Origin of the sequence: Pseudomonas sp. PB105 (genome assembly GCF_009764655.1) — a bacterium.
Lineage (GTDB): Bacteria > Pseudomonadota > Gammaproteobacteria > Pseudomonadales > Pseudomonadaceae > Aquipseudomonas > Aquipseudomonas cyclaminis.
The window spans coordinates 14,961-31,902 of the sequence record NZ_RWIO01000099.1; the positions used below are offsets into that span (position 1 = coordinate 14,961).

The window sequence follows — 16,942 nt, forward strand, 5'->3', positions numbered from 1 at the left end:
CTGCACTAGATAAGACTGGGCCCTGGCAGCCCCATTCGTCGGATCGAGGCAGTTTTGCCCCGGTTCGACGAGTGGGGAGGTCGGGGCCTTGCCTTGACTGGGGACAAGATCCTCTTTAGACTCTTGTACCCCTAAATTTGGCGGGAATTCGTTCCTGCCATTTTGCTTTTCTTGCAAGACAATAGCGTCGCAAGACAACAGTGGAGCTAGTAGATGGCAACTATCAACCAGCTGGTACGTCAGCCGCGTAAGCGTATCGTCGAGAAATCCGACGTACCTGCGCTGCAGAACTGCCCGCAACGTCGTGGCGTATGCACCCGTGTGTATACCACCACGCCGAAAAAACCTAACTCGGCACTGCGTAAAGTATGCCGTGTGCGTCTGACCAACGGTTTCGAGGTTTCCTCGTACATCGGCGGTGAAGGCCACAACCTGCAAGAGCACAGCGTGGTACTGATCCGCGGCGGTCGTGTAAAAGACTTGCCAGGTGTTCGTTACCACACCGTACGCGGCTCCTTGGATACTTCCGGCGTTAAAGGTCGTAACCAGGGTCGTTCGAAGTACGGTACCAAGAAGCCTAAGTAGTAGCGGCTTTTTGTAAAACTGAATCATCTTATTTTCTGAGTCGATAAGAGTAAGGTCGGAGGCGTCCCGAAAGGGCACCGATTCCGAACGAACCTGAAGACCGTTTGAGGGCTTATCCATGCCAAGAAGACGCGTAGCAGCCAAGCGCGAAGTGCTTGACGATCCAAAATACGGAAGCCAAATCCTGGCCAAGTTCATGAACCACGTGATGGAAAGCGGCAAGAAAGCCGTTGCCGAGCGTATCGTTTATGGCGCGCTGGAAAAGGTTAAAGAACGCAAGAACAGCGATCCCCTGGAAATCTTCGAGAAAGCTCTCGACGCCATCGCTCCGCTGGTCGAAGTGAAGTCGCGCCGTGTAGGCGGTGCTACTTACCAGGTTCCGGTCGAAGTTCGTCCGTCCCGTCGTAACGCTCTGGCAATGCGCTGGTTGGTAGACTTCGCCCGTAAGCGTGGCGAGAAGTCTATGGCTCTGCGTTTGGCCGGCGAACTGTTGGACGCTGCTGAAGGTAAAGGTGCTGCTGTTAAGAAGCGTGAAGACGTGCACCGTATGGCTGAAGCTAACAAAGCTTTCTCGCACTACCGCTTCTAATCTTAGCTTCACTAATTTTGCGAGGGCTTTATGGCTCGTACTACTCCGATTAGCCGCTACCGTAACATCGGTATCGTTGCTCACGTGGATGCTGGTAAAACCACCACCACCGAGCGCGTACTGTTTTACACCGGCAAAAGTCACAAGATGGGCGAGGTGCATGATGGCGCCGCGACCACAGACTGGATGGTTCAGGAGCAGGAGCGTGGTATTACCATTACTTCTGCTGCTATTACCGCCTTCTGGAAAGGTTCCGAGAAGCAGTACAAAGATGAGCACCGCTTCAACGTAATCGATACTCCGGGCCACGTTGACTTCACCATTGAAGTTGAGCGTTCCCTGCGCGTACTCGACGGCGCTGTCGTTGTGTTCTGCGGTACCTCGGGTGTTGAGCCTCAGTCGGAAACCGTATGGCGTCAAGCCAACAAATACGGTGTTCCACGTCTTGTTTACGTAAACAAGATGGACCGTGCTGGTGCCAACTTCCTGCGCGTGATCGGTCAGATCAAGCAGCGCCTGGGTCACACTCCGGTGCCAATCCAGTTGGCTATCGGTTCCGAAGACAACTTCCAAGGCCAGATCGATTTGCTGACCATGGAAGCTGTTTACTGGAACGATGCTGACAAAGGTATGGTTCCTGTTCGTAAGCCTATCCCTGCTGAGCTGCAGGAACTGGCTGACGAATGGCGCAACAACATGGTTGAAGCTGCGGCCGAAGCCAACGAAGAGCTGATGAACAAGTACCTCGAAGGTGAAGAACTCACCAACGTGGAAATCAAGGCTGCTCTGCGTCAGCGTACTATTGCTGGTGAGATCGTCTTGGCTGTTTGCGGTTCCTCGTTCAAGAACAAGGGCGTTCCCCTGGTTCTCGATGCTGTGATCGACTACTTGCCGGCACCAGTGGATATTCCTGCTATCAAGGGTACTGACCCGGATGACGAGACTATCGAGCTGGAGCGTCATGCAGACGACGCAGAACCGTTCTCCGCTCTGGCATTTAAAATTGCCACTGACCCATTCGTGGGTACCTTGACCTTCGTCCGCGTTTACTCGGGCGTGTTGAACTCCGGCGACGGCGTGATCAACTCGGTTAAAGGCAAGAAAGAGCGCGTGGGTCGTATGGTGCAAATGCACGCAAACGCCCGCGAAGAGATCAAGGAAGTACGCGCTGGTGACATCGCGGCCTTGATCGGCATGAAGGACGTCACCACTGGTGAGACCTTGTGCAACGCTGACAAGCCAATCATCCTGGTTCGTATGGACTTCCCGGAGCCGGTTATTTCGGTTGCCGTAGAGCCTAAGACCAAGGATGACCAGGAAAAAATGGGTATTGCTCTGGGCAAACTTGCTCAGGAAGATCCATCTTTCCGCGTTAAAACTGATGAAGAGACTGGTCAAACGATCATCTCTGGCATGGGCGAGTTGCACCTGGACATCCTGGTTGACCGGATGCGCCGCGAGTTCAACGTCGAAGCTAACATCGGTAAGCCTCAGGTTTCCTATCGTGAGCGCATCACGAAGAACTGTGAAATCGAAGGCAAGTTCGTTCGTCAGTCCGGCGGTCGTGGTCAGTTCGGTCACTGCTGGATCCGTTTTGCTCCTGCTGACGAAGGTCAGGAAGGTCTGCAATTCGTGAACGAAGTAGTAGGTGGTGTGGTTCCTAAGGAATACATCCCTGCTATCCAGAAGGGCATCGAAGAGCAGATGAAGAACGGTGTTGTTGCCGGCTATCCGCTGATCGGCCTGAAAGCAACCGTTTTTGACGGTTCTTACCACGACGTCGACTCCAACGAGATGGCGTTTAAGGTGGCTGCTTCCATGGCAACCAAGCAACTGGCCCAGAAGGGCGGTGGTGAGTTGCTTGAGCCAATCATGGCGGTAGAAGTTGTTACACCTGAAGACTATATGGGTGATGTCATGGGCGACCTTAACCGTCGTCGCGGCATGATCTTGGGTATGGAAGACACGGTTTCCGGCAAAGTAATTCGCGCCGAGGTTCCGTTGGGTGAGATGTTCGGTTACGCGACCGACGTTCGCTCCATGTCCCAGGGTCGCGCAAGCTACTCTATGGAATTCAAAAAATACAACACAGCTCCGGCGCACATCGCTGAAACTGTATCCAAAAAACAAGGCTGATTCAGTCCTTTAGGCAAGGAGTTAATTGTCGTGGCTAAAGAAAAATTTGATCGTTCCCTACCGCACGTCAACGTTGGCACTATCGGTCACGTTGACCACGGTAAAACCACTCTGACCGCAGCTCTGACTCGCGTTTGCTCCGAAGTATTCGGTTCGGCAATCGTTGATTTCGATAAAATCGACAGCGCGCCAGAAGAGAAAGCTCGTGGTATCACCATCAACACCGCGCACGTCGAGTACAACTCGAAGATCCGTCACTACGCTCACGTCGACTGCCCAGGTCACGCTGACTATGTGAAGAACATGATCACCGGTGCTGCCCAGATGGATGGCGCGATCCTGGTTTGCTCGGCCGCTGATGGTCCGATGCCACAAACCCGTGAGCACATCCTGCTGTCCCGTCAGGTAGGCGTTCCGTACATCGTGGTTTTCCTGAACAAGGCTGACCTGGTAGACGACGCTGAGCTGCTGGAACTGGTTGAGATGGAAGTGCGCGATCTGCTGAGCACTTACGACTTCCCAGGCGACGACACTCCGATCATCATCGGTTCTGCTCGTATGGCGCTGGAAGGCAAAGACGACAACGAAATGGGCACCACTGCCGTTCGTAAACTGGTTGAAACCCTGGACAGCTACATCCCAGAACCAGTTCGTCTGACCGACAAGCCGTTCCTGATGCCAATCGAAGACGTATTCTCGATCTCCGGTCGTGGTACTGTTGTGACTGGTCGTATCGAGCGCGGTATCGTTCGCGTTCAAGATCCGCTGGAAATCGTTGGTCTGCGTGACACCACCACCACCACCTGCACCGGTGTTGAAATGTTCCGCAAGCTGCTCGACGAAGGTCGTGCTGGCGAGAACTGCGGCGTTCTGCTGCGTGGTACCAAGCGTGACGACGTTGAGCGTGGCCAGGTTCTGGTTAAGCCGGGTTCGGTTAAGCCGCACACCAAGTTCACCGCTGAAGTCTACGTTCTGAGCAAAGAAGAAGGCGGTCGTCACACTCCGTTCTTCAAAGGCTACCGTCCACAGTTCTACTTCCGTACTACTGACGTGACTGGTAACTGCCAGCTGCCAGAAGGCGTTGAAATGGTAATGCCAGGCGATAACATCCAAATGGAAGTTACCCTGATCAAAACCATCGCAATGGAAGACGGTCTGCGCTTCGCAATTCGTGAAGGCGGCCGTACTGTTGGCGCTGGCGTTGTAGCTAAAATCATCGAGTAAGCATCTCTTCTGAGATAGCTTCGATGCTTTGAAAAGGCCCCCGCTCAGCGGGGGCTTTTTTATTGGGTTGACACCTATCTGGGGCGTCTATAGAATTGCGCCTCCTTTTAACGGGCGTATTGCGCTCGCTGGGAATAGCAGCCGGAGTCTGAAATCCAATGCAAAATCAGCAAATCCGTATCAGGTTGAAGGCTTTTGACCATCGCCTGATCGACCAATCCACCCAGGAAATCGTGGAAACCGCGAAACGTACTGGTGCTCAAGTGCGTGGTCCAATTCCACTGCCTACCCGCAAAGAGCGGTTCACCGTTCTGGTCTCCCCGCACGTCAACAAAGACGCGCGTGACCAGTACGAGATCCGTACTCATAAGCGCGTTCTGGACATTGTCCAGCCAACGGATAAAACCGTTGATGCACTTATGAAGCTTGATCTGGCGGCCGGTGTGGAAGTACAGATCAGCCTCGGCTAAGACTTGGGTCTTAGTCGTGTAACGCTCTGAAATGGGCGGCCATAGCGGGTGAAAGCCCCGTACACTCATGAGGTTTACAACATGACTATTGGTGTAGTCGGTCGTAAATGCGGTATGACCCGTATTTTCACCGAAGAAGGTGTCTCCATTCCGGTTACGGTCATTGAGATCGAGCCGAATCGCGTCACCCAGTTCAAAACTGAAGAAACCGATGGCTATCGTGCAGTGCAAGTCACTGTCGGCGAGCGTCGTGCTTCGCGCGTGACTGCTGCTCAAGCAGGTCACTTCGCAAAAGCAAACGTTGCAGCTGGTCGTACTGTTATGGAGTTCCGTCTTGAAGATGGTGACTACCAGGCTGGCGATCTGATCAACGCTGAAATCTTCGCCGCTGGTCAACTGGTTGATGTAACCGGTCAGTCCAAGGGTAAAGGCTTCCAGGGTACGATCAAGCGTTGGAATTTCCGTGGTCAAGACAACACTCACGGTAACTCCGTTTCCCACCGCGTCCCGGGCTCTATTGGCCAGTGCCAGACTCCTGGTCGTGTATTCAAGGGCAAAAAAATGTCCGGTCATATGGGCGCCGAGCGCGTGACCGTGCAGTCCCTCGAAGTAGTGCGCGTCGACGCTGAACGCAATCTGTTGTTGGTCAAGGGTGCTGTTCCTGGCGCTACTGGCGGCAACCTGGTTGTACGTCCAGCGGCCAAGGCTCGCGGTTAAGGGGAAGCTGACATGCAATTAAATGTAAATGACGCTCAAGCGATCGAAGTTTCCGAACTGACATTTGGCGGCGAATTCAACGAGACGCTGGTTCACCAAGCAGTCGTGGCCTACATGGCCGGCGGCCGTCAAGGTAGCAAGCAGCAAAAGACCCGTTCCGACGTACGTGGTGGCGGTAAGCGCCCTTGGCGTCAGAAAGGCACTGGCCGTGCTCGTGCCGGTACTATCCGTAGCCCAATCTGGCGTGGCGGCGGTACCACTTTCGCAGCTCGTCCACAGGATCACTCTCAGAAGCTCAACAAGAAGATGTATCGCGCAGCTCTGCGCTCCATCCTTGCTGAACTCGTGCGTACTGATCGTCTGGTCGTGGTTCAGGACTTCGCTGTTGAAAGTCCAAAGACCAAAGATCTGCTGGGCAAACTGAACAACATGAGCCTGACCGACGTTTTGATCGTGTCTGAAGCTGTTGATCAGAACCTGTACCTGGCTGCTCGCAACCTGCCACACGTTGATGTACGTGACGTGCAAGGTTCCGATCCAGTTAGTCTGATCGCATACGATAAGGTGTTGATCACCGTGTCGGCCGTGAAGAAATTCGAGGAGCTGCTGGGATGAACCAGGAACGCGTATTTAAAGTTCTGCTTGGCCCGCACGTTTCCGAAAAGGCTACGGTTCTGGCTGACAAGAAAGGCCAGTTCGTTTTCAAGGTTGCAACTGACGCAACCAAGCTGGAAATCAAGAAGGCCGTCGAAAGCCTGTTCAGCGTGAAAGTTGAGCGTGTTACTACCCTGAATGTTCTGGGTAAGAGCAAGCGCACTGCTCGCGGTCTGGGCAAGCGTAATGACTGGAAGAAGGCAGTTATCTCCCTTCAGCCAGGCCAAGATCTCGATTTCAGCAGCAGTGCTGAGTAAGGAAGGGGTGCATCATGGCAATCGTTAAATGCAAACCGACTTCCCCTGGCCGCCGTTTTGTGGTCAAGGTGGTCAACCAGGAGCTGCATAAAGGCGCTCCTCACGCACCGCTGCTCGAGAAGAAATCGAAGACTGGTGGTCGTAACAACAATGGTCGCATTACCACTCGTCACATCGGTGGTGGCCATAAGCAGCATTATCGTCTGGTCGACTTCCGTCGCAACGACAAAGATGGCATCTCTGCCACTGTCGAGCGTATCGAATACGATCCAAACCGTACTGCTCACATCGCTCTGCTGCTGTACGCAGATGGCGAGCGTCGCTACATCATCGCCCCTAAAGGCGTGAGCGCTGGCGACCAGCTGATCGCAGGTGCTTTGGCGCCGATCAAGCCGGGCAACGCTCTGCAACTGCGTAACATTCCAGTTGGTAGCACCGTACACGGCATCGAATTGAAGCCAGGTAAAGGCGCGCAAATCGCTCGTTCCGCTGGTGCTTCGGCTCAGCTGATCGCTCGTGAAGGTGTCTACGTGACCCTGCGTCTGCGTTCTGGTGAGATGCGTAAAGTGCTGGCTGAATGCCGTGCGACCTTGGGTGAAGTCTCGAACTCCGAGCACAGCCTGCGTTCGCTGGGTAAAGCTGGTGCCAAACGCTGGCGTGGCGTTCGCCCAACCGTTCGTGGTGTTGCCATGAACCCGGTTGACCACCCACACGGTGGTGGTGAAGGTCGTACCTCTGGTGGTCGTCATCCGGTATCGCCATGGGGCTTCCCGACTAAGGGCGCGAAGACTCGTGGTAATAAGCGTACCGACAAAATGATCGTCCGTCGTCGCAAGTAAATAGAGGGATACGACAGTGCCACGTTCTCTGAAAAAAGGTCCTTTTATTGATCTTCACCTACTGAAGAAGATCGAAGTGGCGGCGGAAAAGAACGATCGCAAACCAGTTAAGACCTGGTCGCGTCGTTCGATGATCCTGCCACAAATGGTCGGTTTGACCATCGCTGTACACAACGGTCGTCTGCACGTCCCAGTTCTCGTGAACGAAGACATGGTTGGCCACAAACTGGGCGAGTTTGCCGGTACCCGCACTTATCGTGGGCACGTGGCAGACAAGAAAGCCAAGCGTTAAGGGGTTAGGAAATGGAAGTAGCCGCTAAGTTGTCGGGCGCTCGAATCTCCGCCCAGAAAGCCCGCTTGGTCGCCGACCAGATCCGCGGGAAGAAGGTGGGCGAAGCGCTCAACCTGTTGGCTTTCAGCAGTAAGAAAGCCGCCGAGATCATGAAGAAAGTGCTGGAGTCGGCCGTAGCCAACGCCGAGCATAACGAAGGCGCAGACGTTGATGACCTTAAAGTCAGCACCGTTTTCGTCAACGAAGGGCGTTCGCTGAAGCGCATCATGCCACGTGCCAAAGGCCGTGCTGATCGCATCGTCAAGCGGTCTTGCCATATCACTGTCAAGGTTGCTGACAAGTAACGGAGTCGAAGAGATGGGTCAGAAAGTACATCCCATTGGCATTCGCCTGGGAATCGTCAAGGAGCACACCTCCGTCTGGTACGCAGACGGTCGGACTTATGCGGACTATTTGTTCGCTGATCTGAAGGTGCGTGAGTATCTCCAAGACAAACTAAAAAGCGCGTCCGTAAGCCGTATCGATATCCATCGTCCGGCACAAACTGCACGTATCACCATCCACACCGCTCGTCCAGGTATCGTTATCGGGAAGAAAGGTGAAGATGTTGAGAAACTGCGTCAGGACCTGACCAAGCAAATGGGTGTGCCTGTGCACATCAATATCGAAGAGATCCGCAAGCCGGAGCTCGACGGTATGCTGGTTGCGCAGAGCGTAGCTCAGCAGCTGGAGCGTCGCGTAATGTTCCGTCGCGCTATGAAGCGCGCCGTACAGAACGCCATGCGCATTGGTGCCAAAGGCATCAAAATCCAAGTGAGCGGTCGTCTCGGCGGTGCTGAAATCGCACGTACTGAATGGTATCGCGAAGGTCGTGTGCCACTGCACACCCTGCGTGCCGACATCGACTATGCCAACTACGAAGCTCACACCACTTACGGTGTGATCGGTGTAAAGGTTTGGATCTTCAAAGGCGAAGTAATTGGTGGTCGCCAAGAAGAACTGAAACCACAAGCACCAGCGCCTCGTAAAAAAGCTGCTAAGTAAGGGGTACGCCAAATGTTGCAACCAAAGCGTACGAAGTTCCGCAAGCAGATGACAGGCCACAACCGTGGTCTGGCTCAGCGCGGTAGCAAAGTCAGCTTCGGCGAGTTCGCGCTGAAGTCTGTAGCTCGTGGTCGTCTCACCGCTCGTCAGATCGAGTCAGCGCGTCGTGCACTGACCCGTCACGTTAAACGTGGCGGCAAGATCTGGATCCGTGTATTCCCGGACAAGCCGATCTCCAAAAAACCTCTTGAGGTTCGGATGGGTAAAGGTAAGGGTAACGTGGAATACTGGGTAGCCCAGATTCAGCCAGGCAAAGTCCTGTATGAAATCGAGGGTGTAACTGAAGAGCTGGCGCGTGAGGCTTTTGCCCTGGCTGCTGCAAAGCTGCCGCTCGCCACCGCCTTTGTTAAACGGACGGTGATGTGATGAAAGCGAATGAACTTCGTGAAAAATCCGCACAGCAGCTGAACGAGCAACTGCTCGGCCTGCTGCGCGACCAGTTCAATCTGCGCATGCAGAAAGCAACTGGCCAGTTGGGGCAGTCTCATCTGCTCTCGCAAGTTAAGCGTGACATTGCTCGCGTGAAGACTGTGCTCAACCAGCAGGCAGGTAAGTGATCATGGCTGAAGCCGAAAAGACTGTCCGTACGCTGACTGGCCGTGTTGTCAGCGACAAGATGGACAAAACCATCACCGTACTGATCGAGCGTCGCGTTAAGCACCCGATCTACGGTAAATATGTTAAGCGTTCGACTAAGCTGCACGCGCACGACGAAACCAATCAGTGCCACATCGGCGACAAAGTCACTATTCGTGAAACTCGTCCGCTGGCCAAGACCAAGTCTTGGGCACTGGTTGATGTTCTCGAACGCGCTGTGGAAGTCTAAGGACTAGGGGTCGGAGAAATTATATGATTCAGACTCAATCCATGCTCGATGTGGCCGATAACAGCGGCGCTCGCCGTGTTATGTGCATCAAGGTGCTGGGTGGCTCCCATCGTCGTTACGCTGGTATCGGTGACATCATCAAAGTTACCGTGAAGGAAGCAATTCCTCGCGGCAAAGTGAAAAAAGGCCAAGTGATGACTGCTGTTGTAGTCCGCACTCGTCACGGCGTACGTCGTGCTGATGGCTCCATTATCCGCTTTGATGGCAACGCTGCTGTTCTTCTGAACAACAAGCAAGAGCCGATCGGCACCCGTATCTTTGGGCCAGTGACCCGTGAACTTCGTACTGAGAAGTTCATGAAGATCGTCTCGCTCGCCCCAGAAGTGCTGTAAGGAGATCCGACATGCAAAAGATTCGTCGTGACGACGAGATCATCGTGATCGCCGGCAAAGACAAAGGTAAGCGCGGTAAGGTGCTTAAGGTTCTCGCCAATAACCGTCTGGTTATCGGTGGTCTGAACCTGGTCAAGCGTCATACCAAGCCTAACCCGATGTCGGGCGTACAAGGCGGTATCGTCGAAAAAGAAGCTCCACTGGACGCTTCTAACGTCGCCATTTTCAACGGCGAAACCAACAAGGCTGACCGCGTTGGTTTCAAAGTAGAAGACGGCAAGAAAATTCGTGTCTTCAAGTCGACCCAAAAAGCGGTTGATGCTTGAACACTGCTAGGTAGAAGACCATGGCACGACTAAAAGAGATTTACTGGAAAGAAATCGCACCGAAGCTTAAGGAAGAACTTAAGCTTTCGAACGTGATGGAAGTTCCACGCGTTACCAAAATCACCCTGAACATGGGTCTGGGCGAAGCTGTCGGCGACAAAAAAGTCATCGAGCATGCTGTTGCTGACCTGGAAAAGATCACCGGCCAGAAAGTCGTTGTGACCTACGCTCGGAAATCCATCGCTGGCTTTAAAGTCCGTGAAGGTTGGCCGATCGGCGTCAAAGTGACCCTGCGTCGTGAGCGTATGTATGAATTCCTGGATCGTCTGCTGTCGATCTCCCTGCCTCGGGTTCGCGACTTCCGCGGCCTGAATGCCAAGTCCTTCGATGGTCGTGGTAACTACAGCATGGGCGTGAAAGAGCAGATCATCTTCCCGGAAATCGACTACGACAAGATCGATGCTCTCCGCGGTCTGGACATCACCCTGACCACCACTGCCAAGAACGATGATGAAGGCCGCGCTCTGCTGCGTGCGTTCAAATTCCCGTTCCGCAACTGATTGGAGTAGGACCATGGCCAAGATGAGCATGAAAAACCGCGAGCTGAAGCGTCAGCTCACGGTTGCCAAGTACGCCAAGAAGCGTGCAGCACTGAAAGCAATCATCGTAGATCTGAACGCAAGTCCAGAAGCGCGTTGGGAAGCGACAGTTGCTCTGCAGAAGCAGCCACGTGACGCAAGCGCCTCGCGCATGCGTAACCGCTGCCGCCTGACCGGTCGTCCACACGGCGTTTACCGCAAGTTCGGCCTCGGCCGTAACAAACTGCGTGAAGCGGCAATGCGTGGTGACGTACCAGGTCTGGTTAAAGCCAGCTGGTAAGTACTTTCAGCGTCGGGGCGGTCAAAATCGCAAGATACTGACCGCCGGTGACCTTGAATCTGGAACAAGCCCCTTTTGGGGCTTGTTTCATTTCCGGAGTGTGTCTAAAATACGCGGCTCGCCTGAGCCCGTGTTTTTTACCCGGAGATTCTCGGCGACATATGTAGCCGCAAGGCTAATTTTTTTGTATTAGGAGCGTCTAGCCCATGAGTATGCAGGACCCGTTAGCGGACATGCTAACTCGTATCCGTAATGCCCAGATGGCTGAAAAGTCCGTCGTAAGCATGCCATCTTCCAAGTTGAAGGTAGCTGTTGCCAAAGTCCTGAAAGACGAAGGCTACATTGCGGGTTATCAGATCAGCAGCGAAATCAAACCACTGCTGTCCATCGAGCTGAAGTACTTCGAAGGCCGTTCGGTCATCGAGGAAGTGAAGCGCGTTAGCCGTCCAGGCCTGCGTCAGTACAAGTCCGCTGAAGATCTGCCGAAAGTTCGTGGCGGTCTGGGCGTGTCTATCGTCTCCACCAACAAAGGTGTGATGACGGATCGTGCTGCGCGCGCTGCCGGTGTCGGCGGCGAAGTTCTTTGCACTGTGTTCTAAGGGGGGATAAGCATGTCTCGCGTCGCTAAGAACCCCGTTAAGCTGCCAGCCGGTGTCGAAGTAAAATTCGCAGGCCAACAGCTTTCGGTGAAGGGTGCCAAGGGCACTCTTGAACTGAACATCCATTCGTCCGTTGAGATCGTTGAAGAAGCTGGTGAGCTGCGTTTCGCTGCTCGCAATGGCGATCAACAAACTCGCGCAATGGCCGGTACCACGCGTGCGTTGGTAAACAACATGGTCCAAGGCGTAAGCCAAGGCTTCGAGCGTAAGCTCCAGCTGGTCGGTGTTGGTTACAAAGCGCAAGCAAAAGGCACGGTTTTGAACCTGGCCCTTGGCTTCTCGCACCCAGTGGATTACGAACTGCCGGAAGGCATCACCGCTGAGACCCCTAGCCAGACCGATATCCTGATCAAGGGTATTGATAAGCAGCTGGTAGGTCAGGTGGCCGCTGAGATCCGCGACTTCCGTCCACCAGAGCCGTACAAAGGCAAAGGTGTGCGCTACGCGGACGAAGTCGTCCGTCGTAAAGAAGCCAAGAAGAAGTAGGGCATAGCAAATGACCGACAAAAAAGTTACTCGACTGCGTCGCGCTCGCAAAGCACGCCTGAAAATGCACGAACTAGAAGTCGTGCGTCTCTGCGTGTACCGCTCGTCGCAGCACATTTACGCCCAGGTCATCTCGGCCGACGGCAACAAAGTCCTGGCAAGCGCCTCGACTTTGGATAAAGAACTGCGTGATGGTGCCACCGGCAACATCGACGCGGCCACAAAGGTTGGCCAGCTGGTCGCTACACGTGCTAAGGCCGTGGGCGTCTCGCAAGTGGCTTTCGACCGCTCTGGCTTCAAGTACCACGGTCGCGTTAAAGCGCTGGCTGATGCTGCTCGTGAAGCTGGGCTGGAGTTCTAAGTTATGTCAAATAACGACCAAAAGCGCGACGAAGGCTACATTGAGAAGCTGGTTCAAGTTAACCGCGTAGCCAAAACCGTTAAAGGCGGCCGTATCTTCACTTTCACCGCGTTGACCGTGGTGGGTGATGGTAAAGGGCGTGTTGGCTTCGGCCGTGGCAAGTCACGTGAAGTGCCTGCTGCGATCCAGAAGGCGATGGAAGCTGCTCGTCGCAACATGATCCAAGTTGATCTGAACGGCACCACGCTGCAATACGCTATGAAGTCCGCTCACGGCGCTTCGAAGGTGTACATGCAGCCTGCTTCTGAAGGTACCGGTATCATCGCTGGCGGCGCTATGCGTGCTGTCCTCGAAGTTGCTGGCGTTCAGAACGTTCTGGCCAAGTGCTACGGTTCGACTAACCCGGTAAACGTGGTTCACGCCACTTTCAAAGGTTTGAAAGCTATGCAGTCTCCTGAATCCATTGCCGCCAAGCGTGGCAAAAGTGTCAAGGAGATCTTCTGATCATGGCTACCGTTAAAGTAACGCTGATCAAAAGCATGACCGGCCGCATTCCTAACCACAAACTGTGCGTTAAGGGTTTGGGTCTGCGTCGCATCGGTCACACTGTAGAAGTCCAGGATACTCCCGAGAATCGCGGGATGATCAACAAGGCTTACTACATGCTGCGTGTAGAGGGTTAATCGATGAAACTCAATGATCTGAGTCCAGCGCCGGGTTCCCGTCGCGAAAAGCATCGTCCGGGCCGTGGTATCGGTAGCGGTTTGGGTAAGACTGGTGGCCGTGGCCACAAAGGTCAAACCTCCCGCTCCGGTGGCACCATCGCTCCAGGCTTTGAAGGCGGTCAACAGCCGCTGCATCGTCGCCTGCCTAAGTTCGGTTTCGTATCCCTGAAAGCTATGGATCGCGCAGAAGTGCGTCTGTCCGAGCTGGCTAAAGTGGAAGGCGACATCGTTACTGTGCAGACCCTGAAAGATGCCAACGTGATCAACGTCAACGTACAGCGTGTGAAAATCATGCTGTCCGGTGAAGTGACTCGCGCTGTCACTATCGGCAAGGGAATCGGCGCCACCAAAGGTGCGCGTTCGGCTATCGAAGCAGCTGGCGGCAAGTTCGAGGAATAAATGGCTAAGCAAGGTGCTCTCTCAGCGCTCGGCAAAGGCGGTATGTCTGAACTTTGGGCTCGTCTGCGTTTTCTGTTCTTGGCGATTATCGTCTACCGAATAGGCGCACACATCCCGGTTCCAGGTATCAACCCGGACCGACTCGCAGACCTGTTTCGACAGAATGAGGGGACCATTCTTAGCTTGTTCAACATGTTTTCCGGCGGTGCGCTGGAGCGGATGAGCATCTTTGCACTGGGGATCATGCCGTACATTTCGGCATCGATCATCATGCAGTTGATGACCGCCGTCAGCCCGCAGCTGGAGCAGTTGAAGAAGGAAGGTGAAGCTGGCCGTCGCAAGATTAGCCAGTACACCCGCTACGGCACTGTCGCTCTCGCCTTGGTTCAAGCTATCGGCATGTCCGTTGGTTTGGCAGGGCAGGGCGTTGCGTTCACTGGTGACTTTGGCTTCCATTTCGTTGCGGTATCCACGTTTGTGGCTGGCGCAATGTTCATGATGTGGCTGGGTGAGCAGATTACTGAGCGTGGTGTTGGTAACGGTATCTCGATGTTGATTTTCGCAGGTATCGTCGCCGGTCTTCCGAGAGCGATTGGGCAGTCTTTCGAGTCTGCACGTCAGGGTGATATCAATATTTTCGCCCTTGTCGCCATCGGTTTGCTGGCAGTAGCGATTATCGGTTTTGTGGTGTTCATTGAGCGTGGTCAGCGTCGTATTGCTGTTCACTACGCCAAGCGTCAGCAGGGCCGTAAGGTTTTTGCTGCGCAGACCAGCCACTTGCCGCTGAAAGTGAATATGGCCGGTGTTATTCCGGCAATTTTCGCGAGCAGCATTTTGCTGTTTCCGGCTTCGTTGGGTACCTGGTTTGGTCAGTCTGAAAACATGGGCTGGCTGCAGGACCTCTCTCAGTCGATCGCTCCTGGTCAGCCGTTGAATATTCTGCTGTTTAGTGCAGGGATTATTTTCTTCTGCTTCTTCTATACGGCGTTGATGTTCAATCCGAAAGACGTAGCGGAAAACCTGAAGAAGTCCGGTGCCTTTATTCCGGGTATCCGTCCAGGTGAGCAGTCTGCACGCTACATTGACGGCGTTCTGACTCGTTTGACCCTGTTCGGTGCTCTATATATGACGGCCGTGTGCTTGTTGCCCCAGTTCCTGGTGGTTGCAGCAAACGTTCCGTTCTACCTTGGCGGGACCTCGTTGCTGATCGTCGTCGTGGTTGTGATGGACTTCATGTCCCAAGTACAATCGCACCTCGTTTCGCACCAGTACGAATCCCTGATGAAGAAAGCCAACCTGAAGGGCTACGGCAGCGGCATGTTGCGCTAAGTACCCCATAAGGTTCGAGGAGTTGGTGATGAAAGTTCGTGCATCGGTGAAAAAGCTGTGCCGTAACTGCAAGATTATTCGCCGCGAAGGTGTTGTTCGAGTAATTTGCAGCGCGGAACCGCGTCACAAACAGCGCCAAGGCTGAGTGTGATCCGCTTGAAGCCCGGCAGCTAGTGCGCTGCCGGGTTGATTATTTGTTATTACAGCGATATTATCTCGCGCCCTATTTCTTGGCTTCCGGGGCGTAGGTAGCTGTCAATTGGAGTCCCACTGAATGGCCCGTATTGCAGGCGTTAACATTCCAGATAACAAGCACACTGTTATCTCGCTGACCTACATCTATGGTGTTGGTCGCACTACTGCGCAGAAAATTTGCGCAGATACTGGGGTAAACCCAGCCGCGAAGATCAAAGATCTGAGCGACGAGCAGATTGAGCTGTTGCGTGGCGAAGTGGCGAAGTTCACCACTGAAGGTGACCTGCGTCGCGAAATCAACATGAAAATCAAGCGTTTGATGGACCTCGGTTGCTACCGTGGTCTGCGTCATCGTCGTGGTCTTCCAGTACGCGGTCAGCGTACCAAGACTAACGCGCGTACCCGTAAAGGTCCGCGTAAGCCGATCCGCAAGTAATCGCCCACGCGAATCGACAGGAAAATTATCATGGCAAAACCTGCTGCTCGTCCTCGTAAAAAAGTTAAAAAGACAGTGGTTGATGGCATCGCCCACATCCATGCATCTTTTAACAACACAATCGTGACCATCACCGACCGTCAAGGTAACGCGCTTTCTTGGGCTACCTCCGGTGGTTCGGGTTTCCGCGGTTCCCGCAAGTCCACCCCGTTTGCCGCTCAAGTAGCTGCTGAACGTGCTGGTCAAGCTGCGCTGGAATATGGCCTGAAAAACCTCGACGTTAACGTCAAAGGTCCAGGTCCAGGTCGTGAGTCTGCTGTCCGTGCTTTGAACGGCTGTGGCTATAAGATCGCCAGCATCACCGACGTGACGCCAATCCCGCACAACGGGTGCCGTCCGCCGAAGAAGCGCCGCGTGTAATCCAGGAGATTGTAAAGAATGGCTCGTTACATTGGTCCAAAATGCAAACTCGCTCGTCGTGAAGGCACCGATCTCTTCTTGAAGAGCGGCGTGCGCGCGATCGAATCGAAGTGCAACATTGAAGCAGCACCTGGTATCCACGGCCAACGCCGCGGTCGCCAGTCCGACTACGGCACCCAACTGCGTGAAAAGCAGAAGGTCCGTCGTATTTACGGCGTTCTCGAGCGTCAGTTCAGCGGCTACTACAAAGAAGCTGCTGGCAAGAAAGGTGCAACCGGTGAAAACCTGCTGCAACTGCTCGAATGCCGTCTGGACAACGTTGTATACCGTATGGGCTTTGGTTCGACTCGTGCCGAATCCCGTCAGCTGGTATCGCACAAATCCGTAAGCGTAAACGGCCAAACCGTTAATGTCCCGTCCTACCAGGTTCGTGCTGGTGACGTGGTCGCGATTCGCGAGAAAGCAAAAAACCAACTTCGCATTGTCCAAGCTCTCGATCTGTGTGCCCAACGTGGCCGCGTAGAATGGGTAGAAGTAGACACTGAGAAGAAGTCGGGCGTTTTCAAGAACGTTCCTGCTCGCAGTGATCTGTCCGCCGACATCAACGAAAGCCTGATTGTCGAGCTCTACTCCAAGTAAGGG

General features: G+C 54.0%; 30 protein-coding genes. All 30 read left to right on the top strand.

The features are described 5' to 3' along the window. Positions 1-213 precede the first annotated feature (213 nt). The 30 genes from rpsL (at position 214) to rpsD (ending at position 16,939) form a co-directional block, all read left to right on the top strand. Positions 214-585: a 30S ribosomal protein S12 gene (gene rpsL / locus EJD88_RS26335; RefSeq protein ID WP_002555494.1), complete on the top strand. Its 372-nt coding sequence runs from the start codon at positions 214-216 to the stop codon at positions 583-585. Positions 586-703: 118 nt separating this feature from the next. After that, on the top strand, positions 704-1,174 hold the full coding sequence (rpsG, locus tag EJD88_RS26340; RefSeq protein ID WP_002555493.1) for a 30S ribosomal protein S7: 471 nt from the start codon (positions 704-706) through the stop codon (positions 1,172-1,174). Positions 1,175-1,204: 30 nt separating this feature from the next. After that, complete coding sequence (fusA, locus tag EJD88_RS26345; protein ID WP_015886136.1) at positions 1,205-3,310, top strand: elongation factor G; 2,106 nt, start codon at positions 1,205-1,207, stop codon at positions 3,308-3,310. 30 nt (positions 3,311-3,340) lie between these two features. Continuing rightward, positions 3,341-4,534, top strand: coding sequence for an elongation factor Tu (gene tuf, locus EJD88_RS26350; RefSeq protein ID WP_099584606.1), 1,194 nt, complete (start codon positions 3,341-3,343; stop codon positions 4,532-4,534). Positions 4,535-4,692: 158 nt separating this feature from the next. Continuing rightward, on the top strand, positions 4,693-5,004 hold the full coding sequence (gene rpsJ, locus EJD88_RS26355; RefSeq protein ID WP_003186070.1) for a 30S ribosomal protein S10: 312 nt from the start codon (positions 4,693-4,695) through the stop codon (positions 5,002-5,004). 81 nt (positions 5,005-5,085) lie between these two features. Then, positions 5,086-5,721, top strand: coding sequence for a 50S ribosomal protein L3 (gene rplC, locus EJD88_RS26360; protein WP_003194649.1), 636 nt, complete (start codon positions 5,086-5,088; stop codon positions 5,719-5,721). Between the two features lie 12 nt (positions 5,722-5,733). Next, complete coding sequence (gene rplD, locus EJD88_RS26365; RefSeq protein ID WP_003176424.1) at positions 5,734-6,336, top strand: 50S ribosomal protein L4; 603 nt, start codon at positions 5,734-5,736, stop codon at positions 6,334-6,336. Next, the gene (rplW, locus tag EJD88_RS26370) at positions 6,333-6,632 is read left to right on the top strand and encodes a 50S ribosomal protein L23 (protein WP_002555488.1); all 300 of its coding nucleotides are present in this window, start codon (positions 6,333-6,335) and stop codon (positions 6,630-6,632) included. Before rplD ends, rplW begins: the two co-directional genes overlap by 4 nt. Before the next feature lie 14 nt (positions 6,633-6,646). After that, a complete protein-coding gene (gene rplB, locus EJD88_RS26375) occupies positions 6,647-7,471 on the top strand; it encodes a 50S ribosomal protein L2 (protein ID WP_003176423.1) in 825 nt (274 codons plus the stop codon). Between the two features lie 16 nt (positions 7,472-7,487). Then, positions 7,488-7,763 carry a 30S ribosomal protein S19 gene (gene rpsS / locus EJD88_RS26380; protein WP_003232420.1) on the top strand — a complete coding sequence of 92 codons (276 nt, stop codon included), beginning with the start codon at positions 7,488-7,490 and terminating at the stop codon, positions 7,761-7,763. An 11-nt stretch (positions 7,764-7,774) separates the two neighbouring features. Continuing rightward, positions 7,775-8,107 carry a 50S ribosomal protein L22 gene (gene rplV / locus EJD88_RS26385; RefSeq protein ID WP_003103908.1) on the top strand — a complete coding sequence of 111 codons (333 nt, stop codon included), beginning with the start codon at positions 7,775-7,777 and terminating at the stop codon, positions 8,105-8,107. Positions 8,108-8,120: 13 nt separating this feature from the next. After that, the gene (rpsC, locus tag EJD88_RS26390) at positions 8,121-8,807 is read left to right on the top strand and encodes a 30S ribosomal protein S3 (protein ID WP_003176422.1); all 687 of its coding nucleotides are present in this window, start codon (positions 8,121-8,123) and stop codon (positions 8,805-8,807) included. A 12-nt stretch (positions 8,808-8,819) separates the two neighbouring features. Further along, the gene (gene rplP / locus EJD88_RS26395) at positions 8,820-9,233 is read left to right on the top strand and encodes a 50S ribosomal protein L16 (protein ID WP_003232424.1); all 414 of its coding nucleotides are present in this window, start codon (positions 8,820-8,822) and stop codon (positions 9,231-9,233) included. Then, complete coding sequence (gene rpmC / locus EJD88_RS26400) at positions 9,233-9,424, top strand: 50S ribosomal protein L29 (protein ID WP_002555481.1); 192 nt, start codon at positions 9,233-9,235, stop codon at positions 9,422-9,424. The genes rplP and rpmC overlap by 1 nt, the downstream gene beginning before the upstream one ends. 2 nt (positions 9,425-9,426) lie before the next feature. Further along, entirely contained in the window at positions 9,427-9,693 is a 267-nt protein-coding gene (gene rpsQ, locus EJD88_RS26405; protein WP_003176419.1) for a 30S ribosomal protein S17, read from the top strand. 23 nt (positions 9,694-9,716) lie between these two features. After that, the gene (gene rplN, locus EJD88_RS26410) at positions 9,717-10,085 is read left to right on the top strand and encodes a 50S ribosomal protein L14 (RefSeq protein WP_002555479.1); all 369 of its coding nucleotides are present in this window, start codon (positions 9,717-9,719) and stop codon (positions 10,083-10,085) included. Positions 10,086-10,096: 11 nt separating this feature from the next. Then, complete coding sequence (gene rplX, locus EJD88_RS26415) at positions 10,097-10,411, top strand: 50S ribosomal protein L24 (protein ID WP_003176416.1); 315 nt, start codon at positions 10,097-10,099, stop codon at positions 10,409-10,411. 20 nt (positions 10,412-10,431) lie between these two features. Beyond that, on the top strand, positions 10,432-10,971 hold the full coding sequence (gene rplE, locus EJD88_RS26420; RefSeq protein ID WP_003176415.1) for a 50S ribosomal protein L5: 540 nt from the start codon (positions 10,432-10,434) through the stop codon (positions 10,969-10,971). A 13-nt stretch (positions 10,972-10,984) separates the two neighbouring features. Next, positions 10,985-11,290 (top strand): 30S ribosomal protein S14, encoded by a 306-nt coding sequence (rpsN, locus tag EJD88_RS26425; protein WP_003176414.1) that lies wholly within the window; start codon positions 10,985-10,987, stop codon positions 11,288-11,290. A gap of 206 nt (positions 11,291-11,496) precedes the next feature. Next, complete coding sequence (rpsH, locus tag EJD88_RS26430; protein ID WP_003176413.1) at positions 11,497-11,889, top strand: 30S ribosomal protein S8; 393 nt, start codon at positions 11,497-11,499, stop codon at positions 11,887-11,889. Positions 11,890-11,901: 12 nt separating this feature from the next. After that, positions 11,902-12,435 (top strand): 50S ribosomal protein L6, encoded by a 534-nt coding sequence (rplF, locus tag EJD88_RS26435; RefSeq protein WP_003176412.1) that lies wholly within the window; start codon positions 11,902-11,904, stop codon positions 12,433-12,435. A 10-nt stretch (positions 12,436-12,445) separates the two neighbouring features. Beyond that, the gene (rplR, locus tag EJD88_RS26440) at positions 12,446-12,796 is read left to right on the top strand and encodes a 50S ribosomal protein L18 (RefSeq protein ID WP_017135964.1); all 351 of its coding nucleotides are present in this window, start codon (positions 12,446-12,448) and stop codon (positions 12,794-12,796) included. Positions 12,797-12,799: 3 nt separating this feature from the next. Next, the gene (rpsE, locus tag EJD88_RS26445; protein WP_003186035.1) at positions 12,800-13,300 is read left to right on the top strand and encodes a 30S ribosomal protein S5; all 501 of its coding nucleotides are present in this window, start codon (positions 12,800-12,802) and stop codon (positions 13,298-13,300) included. A gap of 2 nt (positions 13,301-13,302) precedes the next feature. After that, positions 13,303-13,479, top strand: a complete 177-nt coding sequence (gene rpmD / locus EJD88_RS26450) for a 50S ribosomal protein L30 (protein WP_003176408.1) — start codon at positions 13,303-13,305, stop codon at positions 13,477-13,479. Between the two features lie 3 nt (positions 13,480-13,482). Further along, positions 13,483-13,920 carry a 50S ribosomal protein L15 gene (gene rplO / locus EJD88_RS26455; protein ID WP_003176407.1) on the top strand — a complete coding sequence of 146 codons (438 nt, stop codon included), beginning with the start codon at positions 13,483-13,485 and terminating at the stop codon, positions 13,918-13,920. Then, positions 13,921-15,249, top strand: coding sequence for a preprotein translocase subunit SecY (gene secY / locus EJD88_RS26460; protein WP_017736663.1), 1,329 nt, complete (start codon positions 13,921-13,923; stop codon positions 15,247-15,249). 28 nt (positions 15,250-15,277) lie between these two features. Then, positions 15,278-15,394 carry a 50S ribosomal protein L36 gene (gene rpmJ / locus EJD88_RS26465; protein WP_002555468.1) on the top strand — a complete coding sequence of 39 codons (117 nt, stop codon included), beginning with the start codon at positions 15,278-15,280 and terminating at the stop codon, positions 15,392-15,394. Positions 15,395-15,523: 129 nt separating this feature from the next. Next, positions 15,524-15,880, top strand: a complete 357-nt coding sequence (rpsM, locus tag EJD88_RS26470) for a 30S ribosomal protein S13 (protein WP_003210063.1) — start codon at positions 15,524-15,526, stop codon at positions 15,878-15,880. Positions 15,881-15,910: 30 nt separating this feature from the next. Beyond that, entirely contained in the window at positions 15,911-16,300 is a 390-nt protein-coding gene (rpsK, locus tag EJD88_RS26475) for a 30S ribosomal protein S11 (protein WP_002555466.1), read from the top strand. Between the two features lie 18 nt (positions 16,301-16,318). Continuing rightward, entirely contained in the window at positions 16,319-16,939 is a 621-nt protein-coding gene (gene rpsD / locus EJD88_RS26480; protein WP_003210056.1) for a 30S ribosomal protein S4, read from the top strand. The last annotated feature ends 3 nt before the right edge of the window (positions 16,940-16,942 follow it).

Coding starts and splice junctions, on each gene's coding strand:
- rpmD (WP_003176408.1), top strand. CDS start 13,303: ATGGCTACCGTTAAAGTAACGCTGATCAAAAGCATGACCGGCCGCATT.
- fusA (WP_015886136.1), top strand. CDS start 1,205: ATGGCTCGTACTACTCCGATTAGCCGCTACCGTAACATCGGTATCGTT.
- rplV (WP_003103908.1), top strand. CDS start 7,775: ATGGAAGTAGCCGCTAAGTTGTCGGGCGCTCGAATCTCCGCCCAGAAA.
- rplX (WP_003176416.1), top strand. CDS start 10,097: ATGCAAAAGATTCGTCGTGACGACGAGATCATCGTGATCGCCGGCAAA.
- rplP (WP_003232424.1), top strand. CDS start 8,820: ATGTTGCAACCAAAGCGTACGAAGTTCCGCAAGCAGATGACAGGCCAC.
- rplF (WP_003176412.1), top strand. CDS start 11,902: ATGTCTCGCGTCGCTAAGAACCCCGTTAAGCTGCCAGCCGGTGTCGAA.
- rpsD (WP_003210056.1), top strand. CDS start 16,319: ATGGCTCGTTACATTGGTCCAAAATGCAAACTCGCTCGTCGTGAAGGC.
- rplD (WP_003176424.1), top strand. CDS start 5,734: ATGCAATTAAATGTAAATGACGCTCAAGCGATCGAAGTTTCCGAACTG.
- rpsN (WP_003176414.1), top strand. CDS start 10,985: ATGGCCAAGATGAGCATGAAAAACCGCGAGCTGAAGCGTCAGCTCACG.
- rpsQ (WP_003176419.1), top strand. CDS start 9,427: ATGGCTGAAGCCGAAAAGACTGTCCGTACGCTGACTGGCCGTGTTGTC.
- rpsG (WP_002555493.1), top strand. CDS start 704: ATGCCAAGAAGACGCGTAGCAGCCAAGCGCGAAGTGCTTGACGATCCA.
- rpsM (WP_003210063.1), top strand. CDS start 15,524: ATGGCCCGTATTGCAGGCGTTAACATTCCAGATAACAAGCACACTGTT.
- rplO (WP_003176407.1), top strand. CDS start 13,483: ATGAAACTCAATGATCTGAGTCCAGCGCCGGGTTCCCGTCGCGAAAAG.
- rpsL (WP_002555494.1), top strand. CDS start 214: ATGGCAACTATCAACCAGCTGGTACGTCAGCCGCGTAAGCGTATCGTC.
- rplR (WP_017135964.1), top strand. CDS start 12,446: ATGACCGACAAAAAAGTTACTCGACTGCGTCGCGCTCGCAAAGCACGC.
- secY (WP_017736663.1), top strand. CDS start 13,921: ATGGCTAAGCAAGGTGCTCTCTCAGCGCTCGGCAAAGGCGGTATGTCT.
- rpsE (WP_003186035.1), top strand. CDS start 12,800: ATGTCAAATAACGACCAAAAGCGCGACGAAGGCTACATTGAGAAGCTG.
- rpmC (WP_002555481.1), top strand. CDS start 9,233: ATGAAAGCGAATGAACTTCGTGAAAAATCCGCACAGCAGCTGAACGAG.
- rpsC (WP_003176422.1), top strand. CDS start 8,121: ATGGGTCAGAAAGTACATCCCATTGGCATTCGCCTGGGAATCGTCAAG.
- rpsK (WP_002555466.1), top strand. CDS start 15,911: ATGGCAAAACCTGCTGCTCGTCCTCGTAAAAAAGTTAAAAAGACAGTG.
- rplW (WP_002555488.1), top strand. CDS start 6,333: ATGAACCAGGAACGCGTATTTAAAGTTCTGCTTGGCCCGCACGTTTCC.
- rplE (WP_003176415.1), top strand. CDS start 10,432: ATGGCACGACTAAAAGAGATTTACTGGAAAGAAATCGCACCGAAGCTT.
- rpmJ (WP_002555468.1), top strand. CDS start 15,278: ATGAAAGTTCGTGCATCGGTGAAAAAGCTGTGCCGTAACTGCAAGATT.
- rplB (WP_003176423.1), top strand. CDS start 6,647: ATGGCAATCGTTAAATGCAAACCGACTTCCCCTGGCCGCCGTTTTGTG.
- rplN (WP_002555479.1), top strand. CDS start 9,717: ATGATTCAGACTCAATCCATGCTCGATGTGGCCGATAACAGCGGCGCT.
- rpsJ (WP_003186070.1), top strand. CDS start 4,693: ATGCAAAATCAGCAAATCCGTATCAGGTTGAAGGCTTTTGACCATCGC.
- rpsH (WP_003176413.1), top strand. CDS start 11,497: ATGAGTATGCAGGACCCGTTAGCGGACATGCTAACTCGTATCCGTAAT.
- rplC (WP_003194649.1), top strand. CDS start 5,086: ATGACTATTGGTGTAGTCGGTCGTAAATGCGGTATGACCCGTATTTTC.